The organism is Rothia mucilaginosa, from assembly GCF_964210535.1.
GTDB classification, from domain to species: Bacteria; Actinomycetota; Actinomycetes; order Actinomycetales; family Micrococcaceae; genus Rothia; species Rothia mucilaginosa_F.
In genome coordinates this window covers 21,225-47,066 of the sequence record NZ_CAXOMR010000011.1, presented here as the reverse complement: position 1 = coordinate 47,066, position 25,842 = coordinate 21,225, and the positions used below count along the sequence as shown (strand labels likewise).

21 protein-coding genes, 1 pseudogene and 1 riboswitch are annotated in these 25,842 nt (G+C 62.1%); of the genes and pseudogenes, 13 read left to right on the top strand and 9 right to left on the bottom strand.

The genetic code is table 11. The features are described from left to right. Positions 1–216: 216 nt before the first annotated feature. The gene (locus AB8C10_RS05245) at positions 217–498 is read right to left on the bottom strand and encodes a YciI family protein (protein WP_005508857.1); all 282 of its coding nucleotides are present in this window, start codon (positions 496–498) and stop codon (positions 217–219) included. Between the two features lie 230 nt (positions 499–728). On the opposite strand from AB8C10_RS05245, the gene AB8C10_RS05240 reads away from it, so the two are divergent. From AB8C10_RS05240 to gatB, 9 genes are all read left to right on the top strand, one after another. Beyond that, on the top strand, positions 729–1,685 hold the full coding sequence (locus tag AB8C10_RS05240; RefSeq protein ID WP_368867072.1) for a biotin--[acetyl-CoA-carboxylase] ligase: 957 nt from the start codon (positions 729–731) through the stop codon (positions 1,683–1,685). A gap of 124 nt (positions 1,686–1,809) precedes the next feature. Next, complete coding sequence (locus tag AB8C10_RS05235) at positions 1,810–2,298, top strand: glucose ABC transporter permease (RefSeq protein ID WP_070507790.1); 489 nt, start codon at positions 1,810–1,812, stop codon at positions 2,296–2,298. Between the two features lie 291 nt (positions 2,299–2,589). Then, positions 2,590–3,741 (top strand): adenylate/guanylate cyclase domain-containing protein, encoded by a 1,152-nt coding sequence (locus AB8C10_RS05230; protein WP_368867071.1) that lies wholly within the window; start codon positions 2,590–2,592, stop codon positions 3,739–3,741. Continuing rightward, positions 3,738–4,631 (top strand): PP2C family protein-serine/threonine phosphatase, encoded by an 894-nt coding sequence (locus AB8C10_RS05225; RefSeq protein WP_012903977.1) that lies wholly within the window; start codon positions 3,738–3,740, stop codon positions 4,629–4,631. The genes AB8C10_RS05230 and AB8C10_RS05225 overlap by 4 nt, the downstream gene beginning before the upstream one ends. Positions 4,632–4,856: 225 nt before the next feature. Further along, positions 4,857–7,100: an NAD-dependent DNA ligase LigA gene (ligA, locus tag AB8C10_RS05220; protein WP_439958519.1), complete on the top strand. Its 2,244-nt coding sequence runs from the start codon at positions 4,857–4,859 to the stop codon at positions 7,098–7,100. Positions 7,101–7,796: 696 nt separating this feature from the next. After that, on the top strand, positions 7,797–8,576 hold the full coding sequence (locus AB8C10_RS05215) for a transglycosylase family protein (protein WP_368867070.1): 780 nt from the start codon (positions 7,797–7,799) through the stop codon (positions 8,574–8,576). A gap of 215 nt (positions 8,577–8,791) precedes the next feature. Then, positions 8,792–9,088 carry an Asp-tRNA(Asn)/Glu-tRNA(Gln) amidotransferase subunit GatC gene (gene gatC / locus AB8C10_RS05210; RefSeq protein WP_005507016.1) on the top strand — a complete coding sequence of 99 codons (297 nt, stop codon included), beginning with the start codon at positions 8,792–8,794 and terminating at the stop codon, positions 9,086–9,088. A gap of 15 nt (positions 9,089–9,103) precedes the next feature. Further along, a complete protein-coding gene (gene gatA / locus AB8C10_RS05205) occupies positions 9,104–10,708 on the top strand; it encodes an Asp-tRNA(Asn)/Glu-tRNA(Gln) amidotransferase subunit GatA (protein WP_368867069.1) in 1,605 nt (534 codons plus the stop codon). After that, positions 10,708–12,213 (top strand): Asp-tRNA(Asn)/Glu-tRNA(Gln) amidotransferase subunit GatB, encoded by a 1,506-nt coding sequence (gene gatB / locus AB8C10_RS05200; RefSeq protein WP_368867068.1) that lies wholly within the window; start codon positions 10,708–10,710, stop codon positions 12,211–12,213. The genes gatA and gatB overlap by 1 nt, the downstream gene beginning before the upstream one ends. 451 nt (positions 12,214–12,664) lie before the next feature. On the opposite strand, the gene AB8C10_RS05195 is transcribed toward gatB, so the two are convergent. The 5 genes from AB8C10_RS05195 to AB8C10_RS05175 form a co-directional block, all read right to left on the bottom strand. Continuing rightward, positions 12,665–14,842 carry a S9 family peptidase gene (locus AB8C10_RS05195; RefSeq protein WP_368867067.1) on the bottom strand — a complete coding sequence of 726 codons (2,178 nt, stop codon included), beginning with the start codon at positions 14,840–14,842 and terminating at the stop codon, positions 12,665–12,667. Positions 14,843–15,058: 216 nt separating this feature from the next. Continuing rightward, complete coding sequence (rsgA, locus tag AB8C10_RS05190) at positions 15,059–16,279, bottom strand: ribosome small subunit-dependent GTPase A (protein WP_368867066.1); 1,221 nt, start codon at positions 16,277–16,279, stop codon at positions 15,059–15,061. A 125-nt stretch (positions 16,280–16,404) separates the two neighbouring features. After that, positions 16,405–17,235, bottom strand: a complete 831-nt coding sequence (locus AB8C10_RS05185) for an ABC transporter (RefSeq protein WP_368867065.1) — start codon at positions 17,233–17,235, stop codon at positions 16,405–16,407. A gap of 1 nt (position 17,236) precedes the next feature. Continuing rightward, positions 17,237–18,097, bottom strand: coding sequence for an ABC transporter permease (locus tag AB8C10_RS05180; RefSeq protein WP_368867064.1), 861 nt, complete (start codon positions 18,095–18,097; stop codon positions 17,237–17,239). Beyond that, complete coding sequence (locus tag AB8C10_RS05175) at positions 18,094–19,080, bottom strand: ABC transporter ATP-binding protein (RefSeq protein ID WP_368867063.1); 987 nt, start codon at positions 19,078–19,080, stop codon at positions 18,094–18,096. The genes AB8C10_RS05180 and AB8C10_RS05175 overlap by 4 nt, the downstream gene beginning before the upstream one ends. Positions 19,081–19,421: 341 nt before the next feature. Then, positions 19,422–19,534: riboswitch (SAM riboswitch) on the top strand. Positions 19,535–19,638: 104 nt separating this feature from the next. On the opposite strand from AB8C10_RS05175, the gene AB8C10_RS05170 reads away from it, so the two are divergent. The 3 genes from AB8C10_RS05170 (at position 19,639) to AB8C10_RS05160 (ending at position 23,225) form a co-directional block, all read left to right on the top strand. Next, complete coding sequence (locus tag AB8C10_RS05170) at positions 19,639–20,985, top strand: bifunctional o-acetylhomoserine/o-acetylserine sulfhydrylase (RefSeq protein WP_368867062.1); 1,347 nt, start codon at positions 19,639–19,641, stop codon at positions 20,983–20,985. A gap of 190 nt (positions 20,986–21,175) precedes the next feature. Beyond that, a complete protein-coding gene (gene metX / locus AB8C10_RS05165; RefSeq protein ID WP_368867061.1) occupies positions 21,176–22,519 on the top strand; it encodes a homoserine O-acetyltransferase MetX in 1,344 nt (447 codons plus the stop codon). A gap of 355 nt (positions 22,520–22,874) precedes the next feature. Then, positions 22,875–23,225, top strand: a complete 351-nt coding sequence (locus tag AB8C10_RS05160; protein WP_012903963.1) for a MerR family transcriptional regulator — start codon at positions 22,875–22,877, stop codon at positions 23,223–23,225. Positions 23,226–23,363: 138 nt separating this feature from the next. Here the strand turns inward: AB8C10_RS05160 and AB8C10_RS05155 are convergent, their stop codons facing one another. Continuing rightward, entirely contained in the window at positions 23,364–23,825 is a 462-nt protein-coding gene (locus AB8C10_RS05155) for a TipAS antibiotic-recognition domain-containing protein (protein WP_368867084.1), read from the bottom strand. Positions 23,826–23,900: 75 nt separating this feature from the next. Next, positions 23,901–24,179, bottom strand: a pseudogene (locus AB8C10_RS05150) (MerR family transcriptional regulator); the annotation flags it as partial. Positions 24,180–24,273: 94 nt separating this feature from the next. On the opposite strand from AB8C10_RS05150, the gene AB8C10_RS05145 reads away from it, so the two are divergent. Beyond that, positions 24,274–25,026, top strand: a complete 753-nt coding sequence (locus AB8C10_RS05145; RefSeq protein ID WP_368867060.1) for an alpha/beta hydrolase — start codon at positions 24,274–24,276, stop codon at positions 25,024–25,026. Positions 25,027–25,486: 460 nt separating this feature from the next. Here the strand turns inward: AB8C10_RS05145 and AB8C10_RS05140 are convergent, their stop codons facing one another. Continuing rightward, complete coding sequence (locus tag AB8C10_RS05140; protein WP_005508828.1) at positions 25,487–25,702, bottom strand: RNA-binding S4 domain-containing protein; 216 nt, start codon at positions 25,700–25,702, stop codon at positions 25,487–25,489. Positions 25,703–25,842: the final 140 nt, after the last annotated feature.

Below are 25,842 nucleotides of genomic sequence, written 5' to 3'. Positions count from 1 at the left end.
TCAACTATAGTGCGAACTAGCCCACATATGCCAGGTGAGAAGCCAGAATATCAACACTAGATACACTTTTATGCACTCAGTACCCAAGAAGGTGCATATAGTAAACGAAAAGTGCGAAAGCGCGGCTCAAAAGAGCGCAGAAAACCCCCCTTCCGCCTCGGCAATCCTTGCCTGCGGAAGGGGGTCTACGTTCAAGCTTTCAACGTGAAATGACGCTTAGATGGTGCCCAGGACCGGGTTCCACTCGGTGACGGTGTGAGACAGAACCGCGCCACCAATGTTCATCGGGTCGTTAGCCACAATCTTCTCGGCAGCCTCAGCGGAGTCAACCTTTGCAATCAGCAGAGCGCCGGCGGGGGTCTCGCCATCCAGCAGGGGACCGGAAACAATCAGGTTGCCCGCCTCAATCTGCGAACCAAGGTACTCGCGGTGAGCCGGACGGTACTTCGCCTGCTCCTCGGGAGCTGCGTAAACGTAAGTAATTGCGTAATAAGCCATAGCGGTCTTCTTTCGAGCAGGGCGGAGGAACCTCCGCGGCCGGTCGGTGCTTGATGCACCCTCACTGTCTAATGTACCGTCTCGGGTGCCGGTGGGCATCACCGGCGGCAAGAAATTGGTATGGTGAGAAATCAGTGCGACTCGGTAGAAACCGGCAGATTACGGCGGCAGGTTGATAGCGGGTCTGCGAATTGCAGGACTGATTGAGGTAGGACAGAAAGGTGCAGGCTATGGCTGAAAACATGCATAACGAGAGTGATCATTCGGTTTTGGATGCGCCGCGCATCCGCACCGTGGCGCTGGACGCGGGCTACTCCAGCGTAAACCTCTACGATGAAGTCGACTCCACCACCACCCGCGCCCGCGAGCTACTTATGGACGGCACGGACCCCGAACGCGAACAGCTCGGTGAGCTCTCCGTCTACGCCAGCCTCTACCAAAGCGCCGGACGCGGCCGCCTCGCCCGAGCCTGGACCGCCCCTCCCGGGGCCTGCCTCGCCGCAAGTATCGTGGTGCGCCCGCACGCCTCCACAGACCCTCTCGCCCGAGAACTACCCGAAGACAGCTACCACTGGCTGACCCTCATCGCCGGGCTCAGCGTGGTCGATATTTGGCGCAGCTACGGCGTGGATGCCGCCCTCAAATGGCCCAACGACGTCATCGCGCAGGGCGCTAAGGGGTGCGGAATTCTCGCCCAGCTCGTTCCCGAAAGCGGCTCCACCGAGGGGCAGCGCAGCATCATTGTGGGCATCGGCCAGAACACGAACATGTCCGCCGAACAGCTGCCCGTACCCACTGCCACCAGCCTGAGCCTGTGCACCGGGCAGGTCATCGACTCCTCCGAGGTGCTCGCCCGACTGCTCGGCATCTTCGCCCGCCGCTACCGCGCCTTCGTGCGCGCCGGTGGTGACCCCGAACGCCCCGACCCCCTCAACCCCGACCCCCTCAACCCACAGAGCATCAGCCTGCTCGACCAGGCACGCGCCTCCACCGCAACCCTCGGAGCCAGCGTGCGCATGAGCCTGCCCGACGGAAGCACCGTAGATGGCATTGCCGAAGACCTCGATGCGCAGGGGCGCATCCTCATTCGCCGCGAGGACGGAACCATAGAGCCCTACGCGGTGGGCGATATTGAGCATCTTCGCCCCGCCAACGGTAGCTACGGAGATTTTCAGCAGGCACACTAGAACCAACCTATAAAGTTTCTGCCCATAAAATTTTGCCCGGCACAGCAACACTGAATACGCCCGCACCACCTCAAACCGGCGCCTCTAATCCGGTACACACCCACCAGCACAGCTAAGGAACACCATGCGCCTGCGCGGAAAACTCAACCCCGGTGAGCATGTCATCATCGCCACCCGACAGCACTACGGTGCCCTGCTGCCCGCGCTTGCCTACCTGCTGGTTGCCATCGCCGCCTCAACCTTTGCCTCCACGGCACGGTCCTCACCGATTCTGTGGACTCTCGGCACGATGTGTGCGGTGGGTGCCCTGCTTGGTGCTGTGCGTACTGCCTGGCGGTGGGTTACCACCTACTACCTGCTGACCACCCATCGGCTCGTAGTGCGCCGCGGTGTGATGACCCGTAGCGGAGACGAATCCCTCTACCTGGATTCCATGGGCGAGCGCTGGGCAAAACAGCGTGGCCCGGGTGCCTGGTTGGGCTATGGGTCCGTGTATGTGGTCTGCCGCGGAGCGCATCACCGTCTGACCTATGTGCCTGAACCCAAGCGTTTTGAAAAAGAAATTAAATCCGCTCGACGCGACTACTACGCCCTGCGTTCCCGCTATATCTAGCCCTCTCTGGGGTGCGTCCGCCCACTATAAGGAGGGTGGACCGGTTGGCTCGGAGCCTAACCCGGCGCCTAAATCTGCCGAAAAAATGCGGATTAGAGTATTCTTAAATGTGAATTACTCCACTAAAATATCTTTGGGTGCGGGCGCTTTGACGCCCAAAACACCGCAGTGGGGGGTATATTAACAAGGCGCTATACAGTGAAGCAGTGCACAATCGACGCACGGCACACGCCAGCGCATCCGCACGACAGAACAGATAATCCGGCAGATATGAAAGGAGCGGCAGCGGCAATGAGCACGGCAGACCACCATGAACCTGCGCACTCTCCGCAGGGTACCGGCGCCACCATGGGCCCCGAAACCCAAATGCTGAACCTCAAAATTCTGCAGAACCTCGCCCAGAACAATATCTACCGCGACGAGGAATCCAAGGCGGGAATCCGAGCCCTCGAAAAGTCGCTCCTGGGACAGGGGCGCCGCTACACCCCCGTAGAAGCCGCAGAATGCGCCGGACTTCCCCTCGAAACCGCCCAGCGTATCTGGCACAATGTGGGCTTCCCGACAATCCCCAACCACTCGCCCTACTTCACTGAAACAGACGTGCAGATGCTCGCCGACCTGCAGAAGTTGGACGCAGACGGCGACATTCGCATGGAATATGTGGCATCCCTCGTGCGCGCTGAAGGTCAACTGACCGACCGTACCGTCGCCTGGCAGATTGAGGCGCTCGTGCACAACATTATGGTCACCGAAAACCTCAGCGATAATGATGCCCGCCGCAAGCTCCTCAAAGACTTCCCGCGTTACCTCGAGGTTCTCGAGCGTCTGGCGCTCTACGCATACCGTCGCCAGATGTACGCCGGAATCCTGCGCCTGGGATTGCGCGAAAACAACGTGACCACCTCCGGACTTTCCCGCCTGCCCCTGGTGCGAGGCGTAGGGTTCGTTGACCTGGTTTCCTATACCTCCCTGGTGCGTAACCTGGACGCCGCGGCTCTTTCTCAGCTCATCAACCACTTCGAGCAGAGTTGCCTGGACGTTATTGCACCCCTGGGCGGTCGCATTATTAAGACTCTCGGTGACGAAGTTTTCTTCCTCACCGAAACCCCGGACGCTATCGCAGAAATCAGCCTGCAGCTCTCCGAAAAGATCGGTGCCGACCCGCAACTGCCGGATGCACGTGTCGCCTTCATCTGGGGTGAGGTTCTGGCTAACCGCGGTGATGTGTACGGCTCCAGTGTGAACCTGGCTGCGCGCTTGGTTTCCCTGGCTGAACCGGGTACCGTGCTGACCGATAATGAGACAGCAAACACGCTCCGACAGGTGGGAAATCGCTATACTCTCACCTCTCAAGGGACGCGAAACGTTAGAAGCTTTGGTAACGTAGACCCCGTGGCGGTGACTCGTCGCGCGAACTACACAATGGAGATAGACCTCTCATGACTGAACTGAAACTACGTACCGGTGGTGCAACGCACCGCGGCGCACATCGAGAAAATAACGAAGATTCGATGGTCGTCGCCGGTTCCCTTTGCGTGGTCGCGGACGGCATGGGAGGCCACGAAGCCGGCGAAGTAGCATCGCGTCTGTGCGTGCGTCAGCTTGCCTACTCGCCCTTCTTCACCATGCCCGGTGGCCGTAGCGAAGAGGAGCAGCAGGCCTACGCTGAACGCCTCGCCGCCATTGACGAATCCGACCCCGCCAAGCGCCGTCGCCGCGCAAACACCCTGCTTAACAATGAAATCGTGGGCACCCTGAACCGCCTGCACGATATCCTTGGCGAAACCAACGAAGAAATTAAGCAGGCGCTCTCCCGCGCCGGCGGCACGACCGTCACCGGCGCCTGGCTGACCAGCATCGGTGACCGTAACCTGTGGGTTATTTTCAACGTGGGTGACTCCCGAACCTACCGCCTGCTGCGTGAGGACGAGGGTATTCACCACTCCGCCATGGAGAAGCTGCCCGGCGCTGAAGGGGCCGCCTCGCTGGAGCAGGTCACCACTGACCACTCCGAGGTGCAGTACCTGGTTGACGAGGGTCAGATTACCGCCCTGGAGGCGCTGACCCACCCGCGCCGCAACGTGATTACCCGCGCGCTGGGTACCGGCAACTACTGGGAACCGGACTTCTGGGTTCTGCCCGCCCGCGCCGGTGACCGCCTGATGCTCTGCTCCGATGGTCTTTCCGGTGAGCTTTCGCACGAATACATGGCACGCGTACTCACCTCGATCCGCCACCCGCAGGACGCCGCTGACGTGCTCCAGCACGAGGCGCTGCGTTCCGGCGGTCGCGACAACATTACCGTGATTGTTGCCGACGCTGTCGAGGCCTAAACTCGAAGCCTAAACTTCATACCTTATGATTCACCCCCCGCTCTCTTCGGGTACTCGTGCGAGTGCCTGTAGGAGGCGGGGGTGAACTGTATCCGCGCACAGAAACTAAGGAAGCGCAATCCGGTAAGTGGCTACGGCACGCTTGCCTCATCGTTCGCGCTCGCGGAACCTGCCAATATGACGAGCGATAGGGGAGAGGCGGAGCAAAAACGCTAGACTGGACGGGTGACTGAGAACAACACCACCCAGCAGACTGCCCCCGCCGAGACTCGAGCAGAGAGCCCCGCAGAAAACGCCGCAGAAAACACTGCGGAGATTACCGAGGCCCTGCGCGCCGAGTACGCGGAACTGACCGATAAGATTCGTGCCGCCCGCCGCGCCTACTACAACGAGGATGCGCCCTTCCTCTCTGACGCCGAGTACGATAAGCTCTACCGCCGCCTCGAAATCATTGAGGCGGAGCACCCGCTCATCATCGCCAACGACTCGCCCACCCAGGAAGTCGGCGGCGAAGCCATCGAAGCTTTCGCGCCCGTCACCCACCTGCAGCGCATGTACTCCCTCGAGGACGTCTTCTCCTTCGAAGAGCTCCGCACCTGGCTGACCAAGACCGAAGAGAGCGTCCGAACCCTCACCGGCGCCGCACCGCAGTGGCTGACCGAGCTGAAGATCGACGGCCTGGCTGTGAACCTGCTCTACCGCAACGGCACCCTCGTACGCGCGGCAACTCGCGGCGACGGCACCACCGGCGAAGACGTCACCCACAACGTGCGCACCATCTCGAGCATCCCGCAGCAGCTGACCGGCGAGAACCACCCCGAAGAGATTGAAATCCGCGGCGAGGTGTTCATCTCCTCCGCCGACTTCGAGAAGCTCAACGAGTCCATGATTGCCGCCGGCAAGAACCCCTTCGCGAACCCGCGTAACGCCGCGGCAGGCTCCCTGCGCCAGAAGGACGCGGCGATTACCGCCTCGCGCCCGCTGAGCATGTACGTGCACGGCATCGGTTCGCGCACCGGCCTGGACATTGCCACTCAGTACGAGACTTACGACCTGCTCGCCTCCTGGGGTCTGCCCGTGAGCCCCTACAGCGAAATCGCCGATAACACTGAGGCGGTCTTCGACTTCATTAATAAGTACGGCGAGCAGCGCCACTCCCTGGTGCACGAAATCGACGGCATCGTCATTAAGGTCAACGACTTCGCGACCCAGGCTCAGCTGGGCTACACCTCCCGCGTGCCGCGCTGGGCGGTCGCGTACAAGTACCCGCCCGAAGAGGTGCACACCAAGCTACTGGACATTCGCGTGGATGTGGGACGCACCGGCCGCGTGACCCCCTACGGCGTCATGGAGCCCGTGTTCGTCTCCGGCTCGACCGTGGAACGTGCCACCCTGCACAACCAGGACGTGGTCAAGGCTAAGGGCGTGCTCATCGGTGACACCGTGGTGCTGCGCAAGGCAGGCGACGTGATCCCCGAGATCGTCGCCCCCGTGGTTGCCCTACGTGACGGCACCGAACGCGAGTTCGTCATGCCCAGCGAATGCCCCTCCTGCGGCTCGCCCCTTGCCCCCGGCAAGGAAGGCGACGTGGACCTGCGTTGCACTAACCCTCGCTCCTGCCCGGCACAGCTGACCGAGCGCGTGTACTATGCCGCAAGCCGCGGCGCCTTCGATATTGAGGCGCTCGGCTTCGAAGCAGCAAAGGCACTCACCAGCCCGGCAACCCCGGACACCCCTCCGCTAACCACCGAGGCGCACCTGTTTAGCCTCAACATTGAGGACCTGCGCGAGGTCACCATCGAGCGTGAGAAGAAGGTCAAGGGTGTGGGCACCGGAAAGATGGAGCGTGTGCCCTACTTCTACACCAAGCCGACCAAGGCACGCCCCGAGCCGAAGCCCACGAAGAATACGCTGAACCTCTTCGCCGAGTTGGAGAAGGCAAAACAACAGCCGCTGTGGCGCGTACTGGTTGCCCTCTCGATTCGCCACGTGGGCCCGACCGCTGCCCGCGCGCTCGCCGCGGAGTTCGGTTCGATGCAGGCGATCCGCGAGGCTGACCGTGAACGCCTTGCCGCTGTGGACGGTGTGGGCACCACGATTGCCGACTCGATTATTGAATGGTTTGCTGAGGACTGGCACGCCGAGGTGGTGGACTCCTGGGCTGCCGCCGGTGTGCGCATGGAAGATACTCGTGACGAGTCCGTAGAGCGCACCCTGGAGGGCCTGACCGTGGTCGTGACCGGCACGCTGAACGGTTACACCCGTGACGGTGCGAAGGAAGCCATTATTTCTCGCGGCGGTAAGGCATCCGGTTCTGTATCTAAGAGGACCCACTTTGTGGTCGCTGGCGCGAACGCCGGCTCGAAGCTGGATAAGGCTCAGCAACTGGGTCTGAAGGTTCTGGATGAAGAGGGCTTCACCGCCCTGCTCGAGGGTGGTCCGGAGGCTGTTGAGGCTACCGCCGAGTAGACCCGGTAGCGGGGTCATCTGAATCTGACCCCTGCAATATATAGAGCATTCAGGCTCTGGAGTGCGTGCTTCAGGGTCTGAATGCCAATTTCTGGCATTTATAATTACCACAGCTTTTAAGGCGGAAGCGCCTTAAAACACTCCCAAAGCGAAGAAATATTTAAAAAATATTTACACGCTGTTCAAAACCCTTAAAGGTGGCGCCCATCAACCCCGAATTGGAAAACTCAGCAGGGGAGCGCATCCGAGTTAAACCCCTAGAAAACCCCGAAATTCCGGGGTGAAACCCTTAAGGCGCGCGGGGCTCAAGGTCTTAAATAATGTTTCCTGCACTTTTAACCTGGAAGAACCCTGGGAGAACCCGGGACGTTCGCTGTGAACTTGAAATCGGGTTGGAATCATAAAAAACCTCGGCTATCTTTGAGACCAGATGGATTCTTGCAAGAGAATCACCTGTGTGGTTTCAAGCTTGGAATGCTTGAAACGATGCCCGGTTCTACCGCACGTCCCCATCGAGGAAGTGCCACCCGGATTCCGCACATAAGTGCAGAATCGCTCACGGTGACATGAAATCGGTGGAGAGCCGCTCACATGGTAGAGCCAGAATATGAGTAACCTACTTCGTTATCAAAGGGTGAGCGGCGGCGCGCTAGAGTTCCGGGGACGGAACGAGCGGGGACGGCCCCAAGGAGCATTATGAAGAACACTTCCATTCGTCGTACCGCAGCAGCTCTCGCCATCGGTGGCGCTGTAGCAGCTACCATGTCGATGCCCGCTGCAAACGCAGTAGACGGTGCTACCTGGGACGCACTGGCACAGTGCGAGTCCGGTGGCAACTGGTCCATCAACACCGGTAACGGCTTCTACGGCGGTCTGCAGTTCACCCAGCAGTCCTGGAACGGCGTCGGCATGTCCGGCTCCCCCGCGACCGCTTCCCGTGCACAGCAGATCGAGGCTGGCGAGCGTCTGCTCGCTATCCAGGGCTGGGGCGCATGGCCCGCATGCTCCGCTAAGCTTGGCCTCTACGGCAAGACCGGCGCAGCTCCCACCTACACCGAGCCCACCACCACCGTGGCTGCACAGTCGCAGACCCAGCAGACCTACACCGCTCCCGCGGCACAGGCTGCACCCGCAGCTCCTGCAGCTCAGGCTGCACCCGCAGCAGTTGAGGCTCCCGCAGCAGCACCTGCTGCACCGGCAGCTCAGGCAGCACCCGCAGTAGTCGAGGCTCCCGCAGCAGCACCCGCTGCACCGGCAGTTGAGGCTCCCGCAGCAGCAGCTCCCGCGGCTGCACCCGTTGCAGCTCCCAAGGCTGCAGCAGGCACCTACACCGTGGTTCCCGGTGACTCCCTCTCGCTGATCGCTGCAAAGCTCGGCGTTGCAGGCGGCTACCAGGCAATCGCAGCTGCGAACACCGACATCATCTACAACGTTGACCTGATCTTCCCCGGCCAGGTTCTGACCATCCCCGCCTAAGGATTAACCCTTAAGCGTAACGTGGAAACGTTGTAGCCCAACGCCCCGCACCTCACACGAGGAGCGGGGCGTTGAGCATTTAACCCCAAAAAAGGGCAGAGGCGCACCGTCTGAACACGCAAACCAGCAGGTAAACCCTCCAACCCCCAATGAGACGGAACACGCAACCTCCACTACACTAGAGAAGAGACAAGAAAACAAACTACGGGAGAACCATGTCTGCCATCACCTTTGAACAGGTCAAGCACCTGGCATCGCTGGCACTCATTGAGATGACCGATGAAGAACTCACCGCGATGGCGTCTGAGCTGGACGTCATCGTCGCATCCGTTGAGACCATGTCGCAGAAAGCAACTGCCGACATCCCCGCGACCAGCCACCCGATCCCCCTCGAGAACGTCTTCCGCGAAGACGTACCCGTCACCACCCTCACCCAGGAAGAGGCGCTCTCCGGCGCCCCCGACGCACAGGACGGCAAGTTCCGCGTGCCGGCAATCCTCGACGAAGACTAAGAGGAGAACAACCAAGTGAACGAACTGATCCAGCTCACCGCCGCAGAAGCAGCAGAAAAGCTCGCATCCGGCGAAATCACCTCCGTCGAGCTCACCCAGGCACACCTGGACCGCATCGCAGCCACCGACGGCGCACCCCTGAGCGACAACCGCGCAGACGGCAAGAGCGGCCTCAACGCCTTCCTGCACATCAACGCTGAAGAAGCACTCGCCACCGCAGCGGCAGTGGACGCAGACCGCGCAGCAGGCAAGGAACTGCCCCCGCTCGCAGGCGTACCCATCGCCGTCAAGGACCTCATCGTCACCAAGGGTCAGCCCACCACCGCAGCATCGCGCATGCTCGAAGGCTGGATGAGCCCCTACGACGGCACCGTCACCCGCAAGGTCCGCGAAGCACGCATGCCCATCCTCGGCAAGACCAACCTCGACGAATTCGCAATGGGCTCCTCCAACGAGCACTCCGCATTCGGCGTAGTCCGCAACCCCTGGGCACTCGACCGCGCACCCGGCGGCTCCGGCGGCGGCTCCGCAGCAGCCGTCACCGCCTTCCAGGCACCCCTGGCGCTCGGCACCGACACCGGCGGCTCCATCCGCCAGCCCGCAGCACTGACCGGTAGCGTCGGCGTCAAGCCCACCTACGGCTCCGTCTCCCGTTACGGCGTCATCGCCATGGCGTCCTCCCTCGACCAGGTAGGCCCCTGCGCCCGCACCGTCCTGGACACCGCACTGCTCCACGAAGCAATCGCAGGCCACGACCCGCTCGACTCCACCTCCCTGCCCGATGAGCCCGGCAACTTCGTTGAAGAAGCCAAGGCAGGCGCAGAAGCAGCACGCAAGCGCGACCTGTCCGGCCTGCGCATCGGCGTCATCAAGGAACTCGGCGGCGGCGAAGGCGAAGGCTTCGAAGCCGGTGTGCTCGCACGCTTCCGCGAATCCGTCGAGGCTCTGCGCGCCGCGGGCGCCGAGATTGTTGAGGTCTCCCTGCCCTCCGTCACCGAAGCCATCAGCGCCTACTACATGATCATGTCCTCCGAGGTGTCCTCCAACCTGGCACGCTACGACGGCGTCCGCTACGGCCTGCGCGTCGTACCCGAAGACGGCCCCGTCACCATCGAGCGAGTCATGGCCGCCACCCGCGCCGCCGGCTTCGGCCACGAGGTGAAGCGCCGTATCATCCTCGGCACCTACGCACTGTCCGCAGGTAACTTCGACGCCTACTACGGCGCCGCACTGCGCGTGCGCACCCTCATCCAGCGCGACTACGCAGCAGCCTTCGAAAAGTGCGACGTGCTGATCTCCCCGACCGCGCCCTCCACCGCGTTCAAGCTCGGCGAGAAGACCGAAGGCGACCCCATGGCAATGTACCTGGGCGACGTCGCAACCGTGCCCGTCAACCTGGCAGGCGTCCCGGCGCTCTCCCTGCCCGGCGGCCTCTCCGAAGAGAACAACCTGCCCGTCGGCATCCAGTTCACCGCACCCGCACGCGAAGACGCACGCCTCTACCGCGTCGGCGCAGCACTCGAAGAACTGCTCACCGCAAAATGGGGCGCACCGCTCTACAAGAGCCTGCCCGACACCGAAACCCTGATCCGCGACTTTGACTTTGGGGGAACCAAGTAATGAGTGAAGAAGTCCTCAGCTTCGAAGAAGCCATCGAAAAGTACGACCCGGTCCTCGGCTTCGAGGTGCACGTCGAGCTGAACACCAACACCAAGATGTTCGACTCCGCACCCAACGAGTTCGGCGATACGCCCAACACCAACATCACCCCCGTCTCGCTCGGTCTGCCCGGCGCGCTGCCCGTGGTGAACAAGACCGCTGTTGAGTCCGCCATCAAGCTCGGCCTGGCGCTGGGCTGCGATATCGCGGATAAGTCCTACTTCGCCCGTAAGAACTACTTCTACCCGGACTCGCCGAAGAACTTCCAGACCTCCCAGGCCGACGGCCCCATCGCCGAAAACGGCTCCCTGGACGTCGAACTCGACGACGGCACCATCTTCACCGTCGAAATCGAGCGCGCCCACATGGAAGAAGACGCAGGCAAGCTCACCCACGTCGGCGGCGCCGACGGCCGCATCCAGGGTGCAACCTTCTCCCTGGTCGACTACAACCGTGCCGGCGTGCCGCTCATCGAAATCGTGACCCGACCCATCGTTGGTGCCGGCGAGCGAGCACCCGAACTGGCACGCGCCTACGTTGCCGCAATCCGCGACATCGTACGCTCCCTCGGCATCTCCGACGCCCGCATGGAACGCGGTAACGTCCGTTGCGACGCCAACGTCTCCCTCATGCCCAAGGGCGCAGAGAAGTTCGGCACCCGCTCCGAAACCAAGAACGTGAACTCCCTGCGCTCGGTCGAACGCGCCGTCCGTTACGAGATTCGCCGCCACGCCGCGATCCTCGAACGCGGCGAAAAGGTCACCCAGGAAACCCGCCACTGGCACGAAGACACCCGCGAAACCTCCTCGGGTCGCCCCAAGTCCGACGCTGACGACTACCGCTACTTCCCCGAACCGGACCTCGTACCGGTCGTTACCAACAGCGAGTGGATTGAGCGTCTGCGCGCCGAACTGCCCGAACCCCCGGCAGAACGCCGCCGCCGCCTCAAGGGCGAATGGGGCTACTCTGACGAAGAGTTCCGCGACGTAGTCAACGCTGGCGCACTCGACGTCATCGAAGAGACCGTAGCCGCAGGCGCCACCGCAGCAGCAGCCCGTAAGTGGTGGATGGGCGAAATCGCCCGCCGCGCAAAGCAGGCTGAAGTTGAGCTCACCGCCCTCGGCGTGGAGCCCGCAACCGTGGTCGCCCTCGAAGCGCTCATCTCCGAAGGCAAAATCAACGACAAGATCGCCCGCCAGGTGCTCGAGTTCGTCCTCGCCGGTGAAGGCACCCCCGCCGAAATCGTCGAGGCACGCGGCCTCGCCGTGGTCTCCGACGACGGCGCGCTCACCGCAGCCGTTCAGGAAGCACTGGCAGCAATGCCCGACGTTGCCGACAAGATTCGTGCCGGCAAGATTCAGGCAGCTGGCGCTATCGTCGGTCAGGTCATGAAGGCTACCCGCGGTCAGGCTGACGCCGCCCGCGTGCGTGAGCTGATTCTGGCCGAGTGCGGCGTGGAGGGCTAAGCTCTTCCGCTGACCCGGCTCTAGCGAAAGAGGCGCTGTCTCCCGTGTGGGAGACGGCGCCTCTTTCGCTCTTTTACCTCATTCCAGGTTCTGCGCGGGATGCACGGTTCCGCTTGGATTCCGCACGGAAAGCGGTTATCGTCCTCGTTCCTACAGGGGCACCCGCCCTCGCTTCGCTTCGGGCACCCTGATGTCACGTTCGGACGATACCGCCTTTCCGCGCTGGGGTACTGTGCGGGGGCGGCAGCGTTTTCCGGATGCGCCCTCAGGGTGTCAGCCCGGACGCTCTCCGATGCGGAGCGAGGAGGGGCGGAGCGTCCGGGTGACGGGTGCCCCTGCGTAGGCGCGGAGGAAATATGCGGCGCCCCGCCCCTCATACTCAGAACAAAAACGAAGAACGCTCCGTCCGCATCACTTGGATACAGACGGAGCGTTCTATTTAAGAGATGAGCTACTCAGTAACGCCCAGGTGAGTCAGCAGGAAAGCGTAATCCCACGCGATCTCACGCCAACGCGTGTACCGGCCGGAACCACCACCGTGACCGCCCGACATGTCAATCTTCAGCAGCGGCACCGGCGACGACGGGTCAATCTGCTCACGCAGCGCCGCAATCCACTTGGCGGGCTCCACGTAGAGCACGCGCGTGTCGTGCAAGCTCGTCACCGCGGCAATCGCCGGGTAGCGGACCGGGCGGATGTTCTCGTACGGGGTGTACGACTTCATGTAGGCGTAGACCTCGGGGTCCTCAATCGGGTTGCCCCACTCCTCCCATTCCATTGCCGACAGCGGTAGCTCCGGGTCGAGGATGGTGGTCAGCGCATCCACGAACGGTACGGCAGCCAGGCAGGCGGCGTACTTTTCGGGGGCGAGGTTCACGACGGCGCCCATGAGCAGGCCGCCGGCGCTACCGCCGTAGCAGCCGATACGTGCCTCATCAGCCCAGGGCTTTGCCGCAATGTAGCTGGTGACGTCCACGAAGTCGGTGAAGGTGTTCTTCTTCGCGAGCTTCTTGCCGTTCTGGTACCAGGAGCGGCCCATCTCGCCGCCGCCGCGAATATGCGCGATGACGTAGATGACGCCGCGGTCCAGGATCGACAGCATCGGGATGGAGAACATCGGGTCCATGGACGACTCGTAGGAGCCGTAACCGTACTGGATGACCGGGTGCGGCTTGCTCATGTCCAGGTCGGCGCGGTGAATCACCGAGATCGGGATGAGCGTGCCGTCCGCCGCCGGTGCCCAGTCGCGGTATGCGCGGTAGTCCTCACGGTTGTAGCCGCCGAGTACCGGGGTTTCACGGCGCAGCAGCAGGGTCTGCGACATGGGGAAGTAGTCGTAGACGCGGCGCGGCGTCAGGTACGAGGTGTAGGCGATGCGCAGCACGGGGGAGTAGTTCTCCGCACGCAGCACGGAGGCGGTGTACAGTTCCTCGTCGAAGCCGGCAGGTTCCATGAAGGTCACGCCGGCGGGGCGGCGGCGGCGCCACTGGATGGGCAGCTGCTCACGCGGTGCAAGGAAGATGCGGGTGGTCGTGTCCGCGCGGGCGGTAACAACCAGGTGCGTTGCGGTGAAGGTGAAGCCTTCCAGGCGCACGTGTTCGCTGTGACGGATGACCGGCACCCAACGCTGCGCGTACTCTTCGAGGCTTTCACCTTCGCGCGGCATGTCTGCGAGGACCAACTCGGAGTTCAACGCATTGTAGTCGTGCTGAATCAGCAGGTGCTGCTCGCCGGCAATGTTGAGCGGCTCGGCGTAGTATTCGATGCCCGCGCTCTTGGGGATGAGCAGGGTCGGCTCGCCCTTGGGTTCGCGGGTGGGGATGAGGCGCACCTCCGTGTACTCGGAGTTGGAGCTGGTAATGACCACGGAGGAACGGTCGGAGCTCATGGCGGCACCGAGCCACATGGTGTTGTCCGGTTCCTCGTAAATCAGGTGGTCTTCGGTGCCCTGTCCGACGTCGTGCACGTAGACACGCCAGGGGCGCCACGACTCGTCGGGCACGAGGTAGATGAGCTGTTCGGCGTGGTTGATGAAGAAGGATCCCGCCGCAATGTTGGGGATGGTGTCTTCGAGGAAGGCGCCGGTTTCCATGTTGAGGAAGCGCTGCTCGTAGCGTTCGTCGCCCTTCTCGTCCACGGAAATGCTCAGCAGCTTGCCGTTGCGTGCGGGCTGGAAGCTGCCGAGGGAGAAGAACTCCATGTCCTTGGCGTATTCGTTGCAGTCGAGAATGACGACTTCACCCTCGAGTACTTCGCCGGGGGTGACGGTCGGCGGGGTGTAGCGTACCACCTCGTCGCCTTCGTGCAGTGCGGGGTAGCGGTAGAAGACGGGGTACTGGCCGCCGGGCACCATGCGGCTGTAGTACCACCAGTCACCGATACGGTTCGGGACGGTCAGATCCGACAGCAGGGTGCGGCCCTTGATTTCGTTGAAGATGGATTCGCGGAGGGGCTGCTGGTCTGCGGTGACAGCTTCGGTGTATTCGGCTTCTGCCTTGAGGTAGTTGAGGACCTCTTCGCTTTCCTTATCGCGGAGCCATTCGTAGTGGTCGATGAAGACGTCGCCGTGGTGTTCGCGGCGGTGCTCGACCTTCTTCGGTACGGGCGGGGTGAGGTTCTGTTCAGCCATGCTGCCACCTCTTTCATTGAGTTATGGGTTTGTGAATGGTGTGTGCCGTCTGCGCCCGCGTTCCTGTGCCGCCGGGTGGCGGTGAGGGTGCGCGGGGGGACTGTGGGCACGCCTAGTTCTAGTGTATCGAAGAGTGAGGCAGGCTACTATATTGCGGCTTGGGCAGTATCGCCCAGATTAGCCCCTGTACTTTTCTGGAACGTGCGAATTCGGTAGCTAGTTAGCGCGTCCCTTAATAGACATGAGGGTGCGGCGGCCCGCCTTGTTTGCCTTCGTGAAGGCACGGTTACTCTGCCGGTACTCACGTTCTTGAGAGCGCAGGCGTAGACGCGCGGATTCGGCTATCATCCTGCGGTAGCGTTCGAAGCGCTCGGGGTCGAGGGAGCCGTCGGCGAGCGCCTGCTGCACCGCGCATCCGGGTTCGGAACCGTGGGAGCAGTCGCTGTACCGGCAGGCGGAAGCGTAACCGGAGACGTCATCGAAGGTTTCGTCAATCGCGGCGCTATCGCTCGTTGCGGCTAGGGCTCGTACGCCCGGAGTGTCGATTAGCACCGTGCCAGATGATGATTTTGCGTTGGTTGCGTCTCCTTCGCTTGAGCCTTCCGCACCGGGTAAAACAAGCATCTGGCGGCTGGTGGTGGTGTGGCGCCCCTTGCCGTCAGCATCTCGGACCGTGGAGGTGACCTGCACCTGGTATTCTTGGCTATCCTCGCGGGGGTCAACTCCGGGGTTGAGCAGGGCGTTGACCAGGGTGGATTTTCCGGCGCCGCTACGGCCCAGGAACGCGGCAGTACGCCCGGCGACGAGCTCCGCAACCGGAGCGGGGTCGTAGCCGTTATCCGTGCATACGGCGAGTACCGCATCCACACCACCTGCGAGGGAGTCCCTGTAGTTGGTGAGCTGTTCGGCCGTTACTAGGTCACCCTTGGTGAGAATCAGTGCGACCTGCACCCCGGAAGCGTGCGCCAGAGCGGTGTAGCGTTCAATTCGCCCAATGGACGGCTCGGGGAAGCACGGCTCAACGATGCAGAGCATATCCACGTTGGCGGCGACAGGCTGATCCGCGGATTCTCGGGTGGCGCTGGGTCGGGTGAGGTAGCTTCGCCGGGGCAGTATCGCGAGGGGTTTGTGCTCCGCGGGCTGGCTATCGCTACCGGTTCCAGGGATGGGCTGGGTGAGTACCCAGTCGCCGACGACGGGGTACTCTTCTTCGCCGTAGTCGTTCTCAACCGGACGCAGCGGAGCGGAAAGCTTAATGAGCTCACCCCGCTCGTAGGTCAGTAGCTCGTAGCGGGTGCGGTGCACGGCGCTGACACGGGCGAGGGTAAAGTTTTCGAGGGTACCGCCGAGGGTGAACGCGGCGCGGATTGCCGCGCCCTGCCAGGAGGGGTCGAACCCTAGAGTCTCTAAGGTGTATGAGGCGGGAGTAATGGTCACAGGAATAGTCTTTCGTGGTTGCGGCGCCCGGTTGGTTGCCATGCCCGGATAGTGCGCCGGGGGGGGGAGAGAGAGAAGAGAGAGCGTTTAAAAGGTTCGTTCTTTTTATCTCGGGGTGTTATGTCTTATAGCAGTGAGGCGCGGGCACCGGCGCGGATGCGGCGGGCGGCGAGGAGCGTCAGCCCCAACCCCGCCGCGGCGTAGAGTCCCGCCAGTGCCGTGTCTACCGCCAGGAGCGCGAACAGATCCGGTGCGGCGCCGCTTGCAATACCGCCAGAGGTATCTAGAGCCTGCACCAGCCGGGACCCGGGAACCCAGGAACACAGCCACGCAAGCCACGTGGGGTAGGTGCTCACCGGAACGATCACACCCGCGCTGACCGGCAGGATAATCGACAGAAAATTGGACCCGGTGTACGGATCGGACAGGTACAGGCCCAGCCCGGCGGCAAAAATGCCCAGGCAGACCCCTCCCAAAACCGCAACCGGCATCAGTGCGATGGCGCCGAGCAGAAGCCCCGAAGCCGCCCCGGTAGAGGGTGCCGTGAGGGATAGCAGCCACACGATACCCACATTGCTCAGCCCCGTCACGGACGCCAGCAGCGCGGGCACCGCCGCCGCGCCCAGCCAGTAGCCCGCATCCACCGGGCGTGCCGTGCACACGTACTCGAAGACGCCAATCCACCGGTCGGTAGCAACGCGCGCGACAATGCCGGCTGCCACCGAGCTGAGGGTGGCAATCAGCGCGGTCGCGCAGCCGATGCGTACCGTATCGTTTGCGGCGAGGTCGGCACCCAGAAGCACCGTGAAAAGCACGTTAAGACCGGGTACGAGAATCAGGGTCGTGATAGCCGTTCCGAGGGTTGCGAAGGTAATCGACGACGACCAGCCAATAGAGGCGGTAGACAGCGCCCGACGCACCACGCCGGGCAGAGAATCAGTAGAGAGAACACGCACGCTACATCGCCCCCAGAGTGCCGCGACGATGGGCGGAGGCGAGAGCCTTCCGAGCAAAGAGGAAAGCGCACAACGCCCAGATGAAGCTCACGACCAGGGTCTGAATTACGGGCAGGAGTGCATCCGTCGGGGTAGTGATGGCGGTACGTCCAAGTAGGAGGTGAACCGGCGCCTGCAGGGGAATGAGCACGCCCGCGGCATCCAGCCAGGCGGGCGCTTCAATGGTTGTGAAGAGAACCCCGGAAAGAATAAAAACCGGCACGAGCAATAGCTCCTCGTAGGCGATAGCGTTCGGCGTGGCCACGAAGAATACCGCAATCATGAACGTGATCGACAGGCACGCAAGCCACAGCAGGGGAACGCCCAGAACGTAGCGCGGCCAGAGTATCGAAAAATCCGTGACCTGCGGGTTGAGCGTCACAAGAGCCCAAACCGCCCACGATAGGGGCAAGGCAGCCAGACCCACAATGGAGGCGCTCGAAACGATAGCCGCCAGCACCCGCACCGGAGAAATCGACCCCGAACACAGGTACACGAGGGTCCCACGGAAACGCTCGAAATTGATGATGCCCGCAGACACGATGCAGACCGACCACATGCCCACAATGCCCGCGCGGGTCCACGCGAGGGTCGGGTCAACGGAGTGACCCGCGGAGCTCTGCGCCGCCGCATGCACGGCGAGCGCCTGAAGGATGACCGAGCCGAGTACCGTACTGATGAGCAGCTGAATGAAGTAGGGGACCGTCAGGAACTGGCGCAGGCTAAAGCCCATGAGTCGCAGTTGGCGGGCGCACTCCTGCCACAGGTCGTACCGTCGACCCTGCCGCTGGAACTCTTCCGAGCGTTGCGTCTGAGCGTTCATCGCTTGAGCCCCTCCGCCATTGCCAGGTATGCCTCTTCCAAGGTTGCCGGGCGTGTGTACGGTTCGGTTCGTGCCCCAATGCGTGAGGCGGCAAGGCCCTCCGCGAGGATGCGGTGAGCCTCGCCCGCCTCGAACGTGGCGCGCTCGCCATGCCAGTAGAGGGTCAGTTCCCAGCCGGATCCGCGCGGGGCAAACAGCACCGCCGCCTTATCGCCGAGGAACCCGCGTAGTGTATCAAGACCCTCGGTGGCGGTGGGGTCCACCTGAACCACGGTCGTGGCGGCAATACCTGCGTGCGCGGCAACGTCCTCGAGGGTGCCGCTCACCGCAACGGAACCGGCGCCCAAAACGGTGATGGTGTGCGCTAGGTCCTCAATTTCGCCCAGGAGGTGGCTTGTGAGCAGAACGGCGGCGCCGTCTTCCGCGAGAGAACGGATGAGGGCACGCACGGTCAGGGCGATATCGGGGTCGAGCCCGTTGGTCGGCTCGTCCAGCAGGATCAGGGCGGGGGAGCCGAGCAGGGCGCGGGCAATATGTAGGCGCTGCTTCATGCCGCGGGAAAACTCCTGGACAGGCCGCGTTGCCGCATCGGTGAGTTCCACACGGGCTAGGGCATGCTCCACCTCGTGTCGTCGGGTCCGCCCGGAAACCCCCGCAACATCGGCGAAGAACAGCAGATTGTCGCGGGCACCGGCGCGCGGGTAGAAGCCGTTCTCCCCGCCCAACGCTAGGCCCACGTGACGGCGCGCCCGCTGCGGGTGAGCGATAGCATCCACACCGTTCACGGTGAGGCTACCGCTGGTAGGAGTGAGCAGGGTCGAGCACATCTGCACGGTCGTCGTTTTGCCCGCACCATTGGGGCCGAGGAGAGCATGAATTTCACCGGAGCTAACGCGAAGCGACACCCGGTCGACGGCGGTAAAAGCGTTTTCACCTTTGCCAAAGACGCGGCTGAGCTGCGCCGCATCAAGAACAAGAGACATGGTAGGTAACCTTCGGGTATGACCCTCTGGCCCCTATACCGGAGGGATGCTGAGCAGGATAAACGGCGTAGTGAGCCGCGCCCTGCGCGAGTGTATATGTAGTCAGTGTTGTAGTCTCAGTGTACCGAAAAGCGCGGATAAAAGTGATGGGGGTTACTGTATGTGGAAGGGTGTTCTCCAAACCCGACTGCCCCACCCGGCATCGTCACTCACGTTTTGTTGCAGGCGGGTTTTTGTTACAGACGTTAAAAAACGTCATCTTTGCAATGAAATGTCTTAAAGTACCCTCCACCCACAAAACCCTTGACCCCGCCCCGTGCCCTGTGACACTCTAAATAACAGGTCAAGAGCGCCAGCGATAAGCCCCAGCTAGCTGGCCGGCAACCCTCCTCCGCGGTGGGGTGCCCTGGGTGAAGACCGGGCGGCACGCACAAGCGTGACGCAAGCGCGGGACCGATGTGACCGAAAACGGTACATCAATCGTGACAGGATTATTCGACGACGATTCCTGTACCAATCGGCATGCGGCCCCCTAAGAATCCCCATTAGGAGCCACGCATGAGCAACAACACTACCGTCCCGACTCCCGCCAACCCCGCAGGTTGGAAGTTCGAAACCCGCCAGATCCACGCAGGTCAGGCGCCGGATGCCGCAACGGGAGCTCGGGCACTACCTATCTACCAGACCACTTCCTTCGTCTTTGACAGCGCCGAGCAGGCCGCGAACCGTTTCGCCCTCGCCGAGCTGGGCCCCATTTACACTCGCCTCAACAACCCCACCCAGGAAGTTATTGAGAACCGCATCGCCTCCCTCGAAGGCGGCGTTGGCGCGCTGCTGCTGGCATCCGGTCAGGCAGCTATCACCTACGCAATCCTGAACATTGCCGGCGCCGGTGACCACGTGGTCGCATCGCCCTCCGTGTACGGCGGCACCTACAACCTGCTCAAGTACACCCTCGCCGACCTTGGCATCGAAACCACCTTCGTTGAGGACCCGGACGACCTGGACGCATGGCGCGCCGCAGTCCGCCCCAACACCAAGCTCTTCTACGGCGAGTCCGTGCCGAACCCCCGCAACGACGTGCTCGACATTGAGCCCATCGCCAAGATTGCGCACGAAAACGGTGTGCCCCTGATCGTGGACAACACCGTACCCACCCCCTACCTGCTGCGCCCCATCGAGCACGGCGCGGACGTGGTGGTCCACTCCGCAACCAAGTACCTGGGCGGCCACGGCACCTCCATCGGCGGCGTGATTGTTGACTCCGGTAACTTCGACTACGGTGCAGACCCCGAGAAGTTCCCCAAGTTCAACCAGCCCGCCCCCGGCTACCACGGCCTGGTCTACGCACGCGACCTGGGCAAGGACTCCGCATTCGGTGCGAACCTCTCCTACATCCTGAAGGCGCGCGTCTCCTTGCTGCGCGACACCGGCGCCGCAATCTCCCCGACCAACGCCTTCAACATCGGCATCGGTCTGGAGACCCTCTCCCTGCGCATCGAACGCCACATTGAGAACGCCACCAAGGTCGCCCACTGGCTCGAAGCAAACCCGCAGGTCGACAGGGTTATCTGGGCTGGCGTGGAATCCTCCCCCTGGTACGAGCGTGCACAGAAGTACCTGCCCAAGGGCCCCGGCGCGGTTCTCGGCTTCACCCTCAAGGACGCAACCCTGGAGCAGACCCGCGACTTCGTGGACGCCCTGAAGCTGCACTCCAACGTGGCGAACATCGGTGACGTGCGCTCGCTCGTGATTCACCCCGCCTCCACCACCCACTCCCAGCTTTCCACTGAGGAGCTGGAGAAGATTGGCGTGTACCCGAACTTCGTCCGCCTGGCAGTCGGTATTGAGAACATCGACGATATTCTCGCTGACCTGCAGCTGGGCTTTGACACCCTCTCCTAAACGGTGATGTAACCCGCAGGTGGACCGGTAAGCTACGGCTTTCGGTCCACCTGCGGATTCCCCGTTACGGAGCATTTCATGAGCGCGCGGCGCTGAGCCGCCCAACCCGTTGCTTCTTCTACCCACAGACGAGTACCCCGCTCACACCCGGCACCACCTCGCCGGCCAACCCAGTGAAGGGAACCCCCCCATGACCGCCCAGAGCACTAGCCAGTCCGGCACTAGCCTGTCTGGTACCGCCCAGCCCGGCACTATCAACCAGCCTGTCACCGCGCCCATCCCCGTGGCGGGCACCCAGCGCGAGCATCCCGAAGCGCAAGGCTACCTGCGTCAGCTGAACATCGGCGACCTGGAGCTCGAATCCGGCGTGACCCTGCCGCAGGTCACCATCGGCTACGAAACCTGGGGTACTCTCAACGAGGCTGGCGATAACGCCATCCTGATTCTGCACGCGCTCACCGGTGATACGCACGTCTCCCGTGGCGTGCCCACCCCCGACATGCCCGCCCCGCTGATTCGCGCTATCGAATCGGATGGCTGGTGGGAAGGCATCGTAGGCCCCGGCTCGGTCGTGGACACCAACCGTTACTTCGTGATTGCCCCCAATATTCTGGGTGGCTGTTACGGTTCCACCGGCCCGGCAAGCATTATTCCCGAAGGCTACCCGGGCGCCGGTGAGCACTGGGGCTCCCGCTTCCCGCAGGTGAGCATCCGCGACTCTGTGCGTGCGGAGGCGCACCTGGCTCGTGCACTGGGCGTGACGAGTTTCCGCTACGTGATTGGTGGTTCCCTCGGTGGCGCTCGCGCCCTCGAGTGGGCGGCAACCAACCCCGAGCTGGTGCGCGGATGCGCGGTCATCGCCTCCGGTCCTTCGGCTACGGCGGAGCAGATTTCCTGGGCCCACACTCAGAACATTGCGATTCGTTCGGATGCGAACTTTGCCGGTGGCGACTACTATGCCGGTCCTGCACCGACTGCCGGTCTGGCTCTGGCGCGCCGTATCGCGCACACCACCTACCGCAGCCCCGCAGAGCTGGAGCACCGCTTCGGCCGTGAGGAGAACCGCGGCGAAAACACTGTGGGCGGTTCGCTGGGTGAGCCGCGTGGCCGCTACGCCATTGAAAGCTACCTGGACCACCACGGCGCTAAGCTGGTTGAGCGTTTTGACGCGAACAGCTACCTGGCTGTGAATGAGGCGCTGATTTCGCACGATGTGGCTCGTGGCCGCGGCACCCTGGCGCAGGCGCTGGCACACACCGATTGTGAGTGGACGATTGCGGCGGTGAACACGGACCGTCTGTTCTTCCCGCACGAGTCGCACCGCTTGGCGGAGGCGCTGCCCACCCCGGTTACCGTGGACATTATCGAGTCGAACCACGGCCATGACGGCTTCTTGATTGAGGCGAAGCAGGTGGAGAAGATTCTGGCGCGCGCCCTCGGCGTTGAAGATGAATCCGCCACCCCGAGTGAGGCGCAGCGTGAACGTGAAGCTTTGGAATCGATGACTCGTCTGTACGGCGCTGTTAATCGCTAACTCGACCGGCGCCCGAAGGCGTTTCACGCATCCTGCTGAATGTTGTTTTATCCAAACAGTGGGTGTGGGATTGTGAGGGAATGACTGGGTATTCTCAACTGTCCTTCCGCCCACCGTGAATTAACCTTCACCCATAGGGTTATGTAATAAAATGTCGGGCGTTCGTATGATGCGAGCGTCCGGCATTTTTTCTATCTTTATGAAGAGTGTTATGCCAAGTCAGGGAATATTTTCCGGTTTTTCGGGTGTTTTGCGAAACCTCCGCGAGATACCGCGGAAGTAGCCTCCTGTTACACCGGAAGGTAAAGGTTCTCGGTTTGCTTTAGACCAGCTCTAACCCCATAGCATTAACGCTGTGGTAAGTATTCAAGAGGTAGCGGAGCAGTTGGGGGTGAGCACCCACGCCCTGCGATATTACGAAAAAGAGGGGCTCATTGCGGTGCCCCGTGATGCTCACGGAACCCGTATTTTTGATGAGGAGTCTATCTCCGCAGCACGGTTTATTGCTACCTGCCGTCAGGCCGGCATGAGTCTTGCCGACATTCGTACAATCTTGGACAACCCGGATGATCACGCCCTCTCCGTCGATGTGATGGAGCGAGCCCGCCGAAAGATTGAAAACGAGATTGCGGGGTTGCAGCAGAACCTTGAGCACCTGGATCGCCGTATTCAGGAGCACCGCAGTCACCTCGACGGCACCCGCTAGATAACCGTCTAATTTTCATGCAGGTATGCATGCCGACGCCCGGTATTCCCGACGTGGGGAATACCGGGCGTATTTTTGTGCTCAGCTTTCACACTCAGCTACTCACCCCTAGTTACTGGGTATTTTCAGCCCAAAGATTTAACCCCAGGTAGCTTCCTCGGGGTTGACACCGTGCGCACGAGCGTTCTCAAAGATGACCTCCCTCAGCCACTCCGCAAGCCCAGGCGCAAGCTTCTCGTAGTGCGCCTTAAAGCGGGCATCCTCAACATAGCCGCGCGCCAGAATCGCGTGCTTGGCGGGGGTGACCTCAAAGAAGAACAGGGAGGCGCGGTGCCGCTCGGCGAGCGCGTTCGCCTTCTCGCTGCCCGGCTGCACGCCGCGGTTGAACGCCTCGACGAGGGCCTGTTCTACCTCGTCAATCTGCTGTTTGCCGTTCTGCCAGTCGGCACGGTCCATCGAGGCAGTGCGGCGCTGGTATTCAGCCCAGTCGTCAGTTTTCACGTAACGCTCCTGCGCTTCCTGCTGGTGGGCGAGGCTGAACCCTTCACCCATAATCTCTGCTTTTTCGGCAGCGGTGAGCTGCTCATTTTTAGGTGCCATAGTGTCCTCCAAAAGACGTTCGATGGTTTCAAGCATGCGCCCATACGCGGCGATTTTGCGTTGAAGCATATCCCGCTGAGCGAGCAGATGCTCGGTGCTGTTCGCCCGATCCTGCAGTATGTTGCGAATGGCGTCAAGGCTCATACCGATGGCGCGGTATCCCATGATGACGGTGATTCGTTCAAGGTCTGTATCGGTGTAGTACCGGTACCCGTTGAACTCATCGTGCGCCGGGTTGAGTAAGCCCCGCTGCTCCCAGTGGTGAAGCGTGCGGACTGTGAGCCCGTGTAATGATGCCGCTTCTCCTACGGTGTATTCGTGGTGCCCGTCAGGTGGTGTTATGTTCGCGTCCATGGTTTCACTGTAGAACCTGACGTTAGGTGAGGGTCAAGCTAGCGGCGGAACCTGCGGTGCAGGTTTGTGGGGGAGTCCTCGCTAAGATGGGTGCATGAGCGAAAACAAATACGTCGTCGAATACACCCGCCCCGCGAACGAACGTGCAGGCACCCACCTGGTGCTCATGCTGCACGGCTACGGCTCCCAGGAGCACGACCTGCTGTCTCTGGCGGCGCACCTTCCGCAGGAGGGCTTCACCTACGCCTCCATGCGTGCACCGCAGCCGGTTGGCACCCAGTTCTCCGCGGACTCGACCGGCGCCTACATTGCAGCAGACGCTATCGGCTACCAGTGGTACCCGCTGAACCAGCAGCTCGAATCCGACCAGCGTGCTATTGAGCAGGCGAGCGACTACGTGCTGGAGTGGGTGCGCGCGAACCGCGAGCCGTATGCTTCGGTGACCCTGCTGGGCTTCTCGCAGGGTATGGGCATCGCAACTTCGATGGTGCGTCACGCCCCCGGCGAGTTCGCCGCAGTGGTGGGACTGTCCGGCTACGCCGTGGACTCGGATTCGCCGTACTTCAAGGACGAGGAGCTGAAGAAGACCGAACTGCCGGTGTTCTTCGGCCGCGATCAGGAAGACCCCGTCATCCCGCAGGAGATAGTGAACTACACCTACGACTGGATCCGCAAGTACACCGACGGCATCAAGGTGCTGTACGCCGGTATCGGCCACGGCGTTGGCCCCATGGAGATTCGCCATGTGGGCGAGTTCCTGGAGGTGAAGGTGCAGGGTCAGGAGCCGCGTATTCGTGCGCAGAAGGTTGCGGAGGCGACCGGCACCGTGGAAGGCTCTGACGCCTAAAACGGCTATAGGGAAGGCCCCCGAGTCATCATGACTCGGGGGCCTTACGTGTAGTTCTGCTTCCGCTCGGTTCTGTGCAGTTCCACTTGGAAAGGCGGTTATCGTCCTCGTTCCTACAGGGAACCCGCCCTCGCTTCGCTTCGGGCACCCTGATGTCACTTCGGACGATACCGCCTTTCCGCGCTGGGGTACTGTGCGGGTGCGGCCGCGTTTTCCGGGTAGCCGCTCTCGGCCCCGCTGCCGGAGCGTGCCGGTGCACCTTCCGAAAGCGACATCAGGGTACCCTCTCGGGTGCTCTCCGCAGCGAAGCAAGGAAGAGCGGAGCACCCGAGAGGGTGGGTTCCCCTGTAGGAGCGTAGGAAGGTGCGCACCGGCTGCTTCCTTGGGCCGGGGGAGAGGAACGAGGACGGACGCCGTCCCTCACTCTAACGCCCTATCTCAAACGGAATAAGAGGTCGGGTTAGTCCTCGTGCGCGACCTTCACGGTCACGCCGTTGAAGGTCACGGTGTCGCCGGGGTGCAGCTGCTTGCCGCGTGCTTCCTCAATGTCGCCGTTGACCTTTACCAGGCCGTGCTGAATGACCTCGCGTGCCTGCGCGCCGTCCTCTACGAGGTTGGCGAGCTTGAGGAACTGGCCGAGGCGGATCATGTCGTCGCGAATAAAAATTTCTTCCATGCCTTCTAGTTTATCCCGCTGGGTGCATCCTGGTTTCCAGAGATTTGGGGGAGTGGCGAGGGGCAAGAGCATACCCAGGGGCGGGGTGGTGATGGTACCCTAGTGTCTTGCATCAAAAAGTGTGCATATTGCGCCGATGA

Excerpts from the sequence above, each read along its gene's own strand:
- gatC (WP_005507016.1), top strand. The coding sequence starts at position 8,792 with ATGTCTGCCATCACCTTTGAACAGGTCAAGCACCTGGCATCGCTGGCA.
- metX (WP_368867061.1), top strand. The coding sequence starts at position 21,176 with ATGACCGCCCAGAGCACTAGCCAGTCCGGCACTAGCCTGTCTGGTACC.
- AB8C10_RS05175 (WP_368867063.1), bottom strand. The coding sequence starts at position 19,080 with ATGTCTCTTGTTCTTGATGCGGCGCAGCTCAGCCGCGTCTTTGGCAAA.
- AB8C10_RS05225 (WP_012903977.1), top strand. The coding sequence starts at position 3,738 with ATGACTGAACTGAAACTACGTACCGGTGGTGCAACGCACCGCGGCGCA.
- AB8C10_RS05180 (WP_368867064.1), bottom strand. The coding sequence starts at position 18,097 with ATGAACGCTCAGACGCAACGCTCGGAAGAGTTCCAGCGGCAGGGTCGA.
- AB8C10_RS05140 (WP_005508828.1), bottom strand. The coding sequence starts at position 25,702 with ATGGAAGAAATTTTTATTCGCGACGACATGATCCGCCTCGGCCAGTTC.
- AB8C10_RS05240 (WP_368867072.1), top strand. The coding sequence starts at position 729 with ATGGCTGAAAACATGCATAACGAGAGTGATCATTCGGTTTTGGATGCG.
- AB8C10_RS05230 (WP_368867071.1), top strand. The coding sequence starts at position 2,590 with ATGAGCACGGCAGACCACCATGAACCTGCGCACTCTCCGCAGGGTACC.
- gatB (WP_368867068.1), top strand. The coding sequence starts at position 10,708 with ATGAGTGAAGAAGTCCTCAGCTTCGAAGAAGCCATCGAAAAGTACGAC.
- AB8C10_RS05245 (WP_005508857.1), bottom strand. The coding sequence starts at position 498 with ATGGCTTATTACGCAATTACTTACGTTTACGCAGCTCCCGAGGAGCAG.
- AB8C10_RS05155 (WP_368867084.1), bottom strand. The coding sequence starts at position 23,825 with ATGGCACCTAAAAATGAGCAGCTCACCGCTGCCGAAAAAGCAGAGATT.
- AB8C10_RS05235 (WP_070507790.1), top strand. The coding sequence starts at position 1,810 with ATGCGCCTGCGCGGAAAACTCAACCCCGGTGAGCATGTCATCATCGCC.
- AB8C10_RS05170 (WP_368867062.1), top strand. The coding sequence starts at position 19,639 with ATGAGCAACAACACTACCGTCCCGACTCCCGCCAACCCCGCAGGTTGG.
- AB8C10_RS05195 (WP_368867067.1), bottom strand. The coding sequence starts at position 14,842 with ATGGCTGAACAGAACCTCACCCCGCCCGTACCGAAGAAGGTCGAGCAC.
- AB8C10_RS05145 (WP_368867060.1), top strand. The coding sequence starts at position 24,274 with ATGAGCGAAAACAAATACGTCGTCGAATACACCCGCCCCGCGAACGAA.
- AB8C10_RS05215 (WP_368867070.1), top strand. The coding sequence starts at position 7,797 with ATGAAGAACACTTCCATTCGTCGTACCGCAGCAGCTCTCGCCATCGGT.